Annotated in this window: 1 protein-coding gene; it reads left to right on the top strand. The window is 73.8% G+C overall.

Annotated features, from left to right (window positions below):
• Positions 1–522 (top strand): hypothetical protein (locus PAI11_RS27545; protein WP_040601096.1); only part of this gene is annotated, 522 nt, incomplete at both ends.

The following is a 522-nucleotide window of genomic DNA, read 5'->3' as shown; positions in this document are numbered from 1 at the left end:
CTGCTCTCCAGCGGCCCCGACGGCGGGCTGAAGCCCGACGAGACCGGCGCCGACATCGTCGACACCACCGACCGCTTCGCCGCCCAGGCCCGGGTCAAGGGCCTGCGCAAGGCGACGGTCGCGATCGAGAAGGACGCCCAGGGCGAGCTGCAGGCGTTCGACGGCGACCTCGAGCTGGGCACCCAGCCGATCGCCGTCCGCTACACGGGCGACGGCATCACGGCGGCCGCGACGATCCGAGACCTGCCGAAGCACGTCGCGATCGGCTTCCGACCCCGCGACGGCAAGATCGCCTACGACGCCTTCGGGGACACCGTCCAGCGGATCACCGCCGAGGCGCGGTCGACGAAGCCGCTGGTCGGACGCGCGACCCGCGTCGAGGCCGCGATCGCCGGCTTGACCCCGAAGGCCGACATCACGCTCGCACCCGGCGGCTCGGGGATCGACCTGAAGACCAGCGCCCCGATCGGCGAGGCCGAGGCGCTGCTCTCCAGCGGCCCCGACGGCGGGCTGAAGCCCGAC

The sequence above is a fragment of the Patulibacter medicamentivorans genome (genome assembly GCF_000240225.1).
Lineage (GTDB): Bacteria > Actinomycetota > Thermoleophilia > Solirubrobacterales > Solirubrobacteraceae > Patulibacter > Patulibacter medicamentivorans.
Note: the sequence above shows the minus strand (reverse complement) of the source record. Positions and strands in the feature narration are given on the sequence as shown.